5 protein-coding genes are annotated in these 5,629 nt (G+C 75.1%); all 5 read right to left on the bottom strand.

Translation table 11 applies throughout. The annotated features are described in order from the left end of the window. Nucleotides 1-586, bottom strand: a 586-nt coding sequence (locus B0E53_RS32530) for a hypothetical protein (protein ID WP_210406302.1), incomplete at its 3' end; no start/stop codon positions are given. Between the two features lie 178 nt (nucleotides 587-764). Continuing rightward, the gene (locus tag B0E53_RS32525) at nucleotides 765-1,373 is read right to left on the bottom strand and encodes a GNAT family protein (RefSeq protein ID WP_210406303.1); all 609 of its coding nucleotides are present in this window, start codon (nucleotides 1,371-1,373) and stop codon (nucleotides 765-767) included. Nucleotides 1,374-1,461: 88 nt separating this feature from the next. After that, nucleotides 1,462-2,775: a gephyrin-like molybdotransferase Glp gene (gene glp / locus B0E53_RS32520; RefSeq protein WP_107079463.1), complete on the bottom strand. Its 1,314-nt coding sequence runs from the start codon at nucleotides 2,773-2,775 to the stop codon at nucleotides 1,462-1,464. Beyond that, nucleotides 2,772-3,767, bottom strand: coding sequence for a UTP--glucose-1-phosphate uridylyltransferase (locus B0E53_RS32515; protein ID WP_107079462.1), 996 nt, complete (start codon nucleotides 3,765-3,767; stop codon nucleotides 2,772-2,774). Before B0E53_RS32515 ends, glp begins: the two co-directional genes overlap by 4 nt. 9 nt (nucleotides 3,768-3,776) lie before the next feature. Beyond that, a partial coding sequence (locus B0E53_RS32510; RefSeq protein WP_107079461.1) for a diguanylate cyclase occupies nucleotides 3,777-5,629 on the bottom strand: 1,853 nt, incomplete at its 5' end.

The raw sequence follows: 5,629 nt of genomic DNA, 5'->3' as shown, positions 1-5,629 counted from the left end.
GCACCTCGGCCTGGCGGGCGGCGAGCCACGCCGCCTCCCGGGCCTCCGCGCGCCGCCGCCGGCGCTCGGCCAGGGCCCGCTGCCGCAGGTGTACGACGTACGCCACGAGCAGGGCGCCGGTGACCGAGACGCTGATCCAGAAGCCGGGGCTGACCAGCACCACGCCGATCAGTTCGACGAAGTTGAGCAGCAGCAGCGCGGCGAGGACCCGGCGGCGGCGGTAGATCGCCGGGGTGTGCTGCCGGCGCTTCGGTGGGTGTCGTCGGCGGGACCTGGCCGGGGCGGGCTGCACCGACCGGAGCCGGCCCGAGCGACGCCGGGCGGGCGGCGCCGACACCGGCCGGGCGAGACCGCCCGTACCGGAATCTTCACTGAGGGTGACGACGAGGGAGCGCGGCGGGTGCACCGGCCGCCGTCCGGGCACGGTGCGACGCCGACGGCGGCGCTGGAGCACCCGGGCCGTCGACTGCGCCCGCTCCGCCACCAGCCGCTCGGTGGCGTCGTACCGGCGAACCAGCGCCGGCGCGAGGGCGAGCAGACCGGCGGCGGCGAGGACGGCGAGGAGCACCGAGGTCGGCACCCTCACCCCTCCCGTCACCAAGTTCGGGGCGAGCGCCACACGACCGCAACTTCTTCCGTCGCCCGTCGTTTACGGCGCAGATCGTGCGGGCAGGCAGCGCTTGCCACAGCTTGCAGTTACTTGAGGTTACGGGCCGCCGACCGACTTCACCGTGCGCCGCGCCGGGCGTGGCGGGTGGGACGCTTCACCCGCGGTTGTCACGTACGCGGTGCCACCGGGCCAGCAGCCCGCCCTCGGCGGCCACTTCCTCACTGGTCATCGCGTATCCGATGTGGTCCCGCCAGGCGCCGTCGATGTGCATGTAGCGCACGTGGTAGGCCTCCTCGCGGAAGCCGAGCTTCTCCACGACCCGGCGGGACGGCTGGTTCTCCGGCCGGATGTTGACCTCGATCCGGTGCAGCCCGCCCGGGCCGAACGCGTGGTCCACGGCCAGGGCCACCGCCGTGGGGATGACGCCGCGACCGGCCACCCGGGAGTCCACCCAGTAGCCCACGTAGCCGGAGCAGAACGCACGCCGCACGATGCTGCCCACGTTGAGGTGGCCGACCAGCCGCTCCTCCCCGTTCTCCCGCAGGCAGACCGCGAACGGCATGCCGTCGCCGGTCCGCGCGGACTTCCGCTGGTCGGCGTGGACGAAGCGGAACGCGGCCGGAGAGTTCGTCTCGTCCCAACTGCCCGGCACGTGGGACTCCCATGGGGACAGCCAGGCCCGGTTGGCCCGCCGGATCTCCGACCAGGCCAGCGCGTCGGATCGCCGGTACGGCCGCAGCACCACCGGACCGTCCACCAGCACCGCCGGCCATCCTGGCGGCCGTCGGAACCAGCTCACCAGGTCAGCCTTCCGTTCCCGACCGCGGGGCTCGCAAGCGCACTCCCCACGCTCACCGACGCCGATCCAACAGGAGCACGTCCACCGTGGAACCGGCCGCCGCGGTGGTGACCCGCTCGCCGAGGACGAGCAGGCCGTTCGCCTCGGCCAGGCCGGAGAGGGTGAACGGCCCACCGGCGAGCGGCTGCACCGTGTAACCCCCGCCGCGCCGCTCGGCGACGTGCGCCGGGCGGAACTCGCGCAGCCCCCCCGGGGACGAGACCGTCTCCAACAGGTGCGCCCGGACGCTGGGCCGGAACACCGGCTCGGCGCCGGCCAGCAGCTGAATGGCGGGACGGGCCAGCACCTCGAAGCCGATCAGCGCCGCGCCGGGCTCACCGGGAAGACACACCACCGGCACCTCCTCGGCGCCGACCGTACCGAATCCGAGGGCCGTTCCGGGATAGAGGGCGACCTCGGTGAAGGCGACCGGCCCGGCCCGGCCGCCCTCCTTGCGGGACAGGATCCGGCGCACCATGTCGCCGGGGCCGGTGCCGGTGCCGCCGGTGGTGATGATCAGGTCGGCCCGCAGGGTCTGGTCCTCCAGCAGGCCACGCAGCGCCTCCGGGTCGTCGTCGCAGATCCCGACCCGGTACGCCAACGCGCCCGCCTCGGCCGCCGCGGCCGTCAGCGCGTGCGAGTTGGTGTCCACCACCTGGCCGGGCTGGCTGCCCCGGCCGACGTCGACCAGCTCGTCGCCGGTGGCCACGATGACCACCCGCGGGCTGGGCCGGACCACCACGTGCCCGATGCCGGTGGCGGCGAAGACCGCGACCAGGGCGGGCGAGACGTACGTGCCGGCGCGGGCGAGCAGGGTGCCGGCGGGCAGTTCCTCACCGGAGCGGCGGACCCCGTACCCCCGCTTGGGGGCGCGGAAGATCTCCACGGCGGCCATGCCCTGGTCGGTCCACTCCACCGGGACAACCACGTCCGCGCCGATGGGCAGCGGAGCGCCCGCCGCCACCGAGAAGCAGGAGCCGGGGGTGAGCCGGACCGGCCGCCAGCTCGCCGCGCCCAGGTCGCCGACCACGTTCAGACGGATGCTGCGGCCACCGGGGATACCGGAGGGGGCCGGGACGTAGCCCGGCCCCCGGCTCCCTCCGGAGATGTCCTCCCAGCGCGCGGCGTACCCGTCCACCGCAGCCTGGTCGAAGGCGGGGTACGAGTGCGGGGCGACCACATCCTCGGCGAGGACGTTGCCGTAGGCCTGGGTGAGGTCGAGGTCGAGCGGAGGCAGCGCGCGTAACCTGCGCAGCACGCTGCCCAGGTAGTCGGCGAGCGGCGTCAACTCGTTCGCGGCCGCCTCGGCGTCGGCCGTCGCGGTCATGTACCGGCACCGCCGGACGCCTCGCGCACCCCGTTCAGGATCGCCGCGGTGACGGTCTCGTCGCCGTTGTTGACGAACTCGGTCAGCCACTTGCGGAACTCGGCGCCCAGGTCCTCGCGCTCGACGGCGATCTGCACCACGGTCTGGAGATAGCCGAGCGGCATGCCGGTGTCGTAGCGGGTGCCCCGGTAGACGATGGCGTGCACCGGCACCCCCTCGTTGCGCAGGATCTCCATGGCGTCGGTCAGCTGGATCTCGCCCCCGCTGCCCGGCTCGGTGCGCCGGATCGCATCGAAGATCTTCCCCGGGAGCACGTACCGGCCGAGGACGGCGAGGTTGCTCGGCGCGTCCTCCGGCTTCGGCTTCTCCACCATGCCGGTGACCTTGACGACCTCGGCGAGGTCGCTGAACTCGGACCCGGCCGGCTCGACGGAGGCGATCCCGTAGCGCGCGGTCTCCGCCGGGTCGACCTCGAAGAAGGCCAGCACGATGCCGCCGGTGCGGGCCTGGAGGTCCAGCATGGCCGGCAGCAGCGGCTCGTCCATCTTGACGAACTCGTCGCCGAGCAGCACCGCGAAGGGCGCGTCGCCGACGTGCGACTCGGCGTACCCGACCGCGTGGCCGAGGCCGAGCTGCTCGGGCTGCCGGCAGGTGTAGATCTCGGCCAGCTCTTCGGGCCGGCGTACGGCTTCCAGCAGGTCGGGCTTGCTCTCGAGCCGCGCCTCCAGGTCGGGCCGGCGGTCGAAGTGGTCCACCATCGACGTCTTGCCGCGTCCGGTGACCAGCAGCACGTCGGTCAGGCCGGCCTGGGCGGCCTCCTCGACGATGTACTGGAGCACCGGCCGGTCGACGACCGGCAGCAGCTCCTTGGGGACCGCCTTGGTGGCCGGCAGGAACCGGGTGGCCAGGCCGGCGGCCGGGATGACGGCCTTGACGGCGCGGGAGCGACCGGTCGCGGCGGTCGCTGAGGGGTTCGCTGAGTGCTCCGACATGTCGCGAGACTATCGGCCACGGCTCTGCCGCGGCGGGTGAGGACCGGAAGACGCGCCGCCCTGTGCCACCGGCGCGGCGTCCCCGGCGCCGGCCCGGGGCAGTCCGTCGGGCGGGCTGACGGCCGCCGCCACCACCGGGATCTCCTGGGTGGGGACCGGGTCGGGGGCCCGGGCCAGCCGGTAGCCGTCCCGGCCGGCGGCCTTGGCCGCGTAGAGCGCGTCGTCGGCCGCGTCGAGCACCTGCTGGCCGCCGGCCGCGTGGTCCGGGTAGACGGCGATGCCGATCGAGACGGTGACCGGCACCCGGATCGGCTCCCCGGTGTGCCCCTCCACCCGCACCGGCTGGTCCCGGACCACCGAGCCGAGCCGCTCGGCGACGATGGTGGCGCCCCGGGCGTCGGTCTCCGGCAGCAGCACCACGAACTCCTCGCCGCCCTGCCGGAACGCCAGGTCGACCTCGCGGATCTCCCCGCGTACCCGGCGGGCGAACTCGACCAGCACCGCGTCCCCGGCGGCGTGCCCCCACGTGTCGTTGACGTCCTTGAACCGGTCCAGGTCGAGGGCGAGCACGCTGAGCATCCGGCCGAACCGGTTGGCCCGTTCCACCTCGCGCCGGATCGACTCGCGCAGGTAGCGGTAGTTCCACAGCCCGGTCAGCGGGTCGGTCAGGGAAAGCCGCTGCGCCTCCTCGTGCACCCGGACGTTCTCCACGGCCACCGCCGCGTGGCCGGCGAAGGTCCGCAGCGTGACCAGGTCGTCGTCGTCGAACTCGTCCGCCCCGGGCCGGTCGTAGAGGGCCAGCACACCGAGCGCCCGCGAGCTGGAGTCGTCGGACGACGGCTCCAGGTCGCGGCGCGGCTTCAGACGCGTCGAGCTGGGGGCGTCGGAGTCGGCCGGCGGGTGGCCGGGCCGTTCCGGGCCGCCGCGCGGTTCCGCGCCGCGGGGGGCGGCGAAGGGCACCGCCACGTACGTCTCGCAGGACGGCTCCCCCGTCGGCGGGTCCGCCGGCTCCCACCGGCCGCGCAGCGGCTCCCCGGTGGCGGCCACCGTGCCGAGCACCCCGGCGCCGACCGGCACCCGCAGCGTCGCCGGATCGGCCGGGTCCTCGGTCGGCCAGCGCCCGTCCAGCCCCTCGACGCACTGGCCGACCAGCACGCCGTCGCCGTCGAGCAGCAGCACGGCGCCGGCCCGCGCGCCCGTGGCGGCGATCGCGCTGTGCAGGATCACCCGCAGGATGCGTTGCAGGTCGTGGGTGCTGGCCAGGGTGTCGCCGAGCACGGTCAGGTGACCGCGGAGCTGGTCCCGGCTGCTGGTCAGCGCGGCCACGTAGCTGCCGGTCTCCCGGGTCATCCGGTTGAACGCGCTGGCCAGCCGCCCGATCTCGTCCCGGCTGCGGACCGGCACCCGGGCGGTCAGGTCGCCGTGCGCCACCCGGTCCACCGCGCCGGCCAGCTCGACCAGGGGTCGGGTGGTCACCCGGGCCAGCCGCCACGCGGTCAGCACGGCGAGCAGGGCGGCCAGCACCACCGCACCGACCAGGGCGGCGTAGAGGCCGGGCGGGCGCTCCCCCGGCACCGAGAGCACCAGCGGCAGCGGCTGGCCGGGGGACGGGCCGATTCGGCGCACGTACCGGCCGTCGACGGTCGGGGTCACCCGGTCCCCGTCCGCCTCGCGGGCGGCGGCCAGCACCGCCGCGCGTACCTCCCGGTCCTCGGTCGTGTGGGTGATCCGGCCCGGGTCGTCGAGGAGGGTGACCCCGACGCCGGTCACCGCGGCGAGCCGCGCCACGAAGGCCGGGTCGACGGGCTGCGCGGCGGCGACCGTGCCCAGGTCGGCGCCGGCCGGGTCGCGGATCCGGACCC

It is taken from the genome of Micromonospora sp. MH33, assembly GCF_003013775.1.
GTDB classification, from domain to species: Bacteria; Actinomycetota; Actinomycetes; order Mycobacteriales; family Micromonosporaceae; genus Micromonospora; species Micromonospora fulviviridis.
This window is presented reverse-complemented; position numbering and strand designations above follow the sequence as displayed.

Excerpts from the sequence above, each read along its gene's own strand:
- B0E53_RS32515 (WP_107079462.1), bottom strand. The coding sequence starts at position 3,767 with ATGTCGGAGCACTCAGCGAACCCCTCAGCGACCGCCGCGACCGGTCGC.
- glp (WP_107079463.1), bottom strand. The coding sequence starts at position 2,775 with ATGACCGCGACGGCCGACGCCGAGGCGGCCGCGAACGAGTTGACGCCG.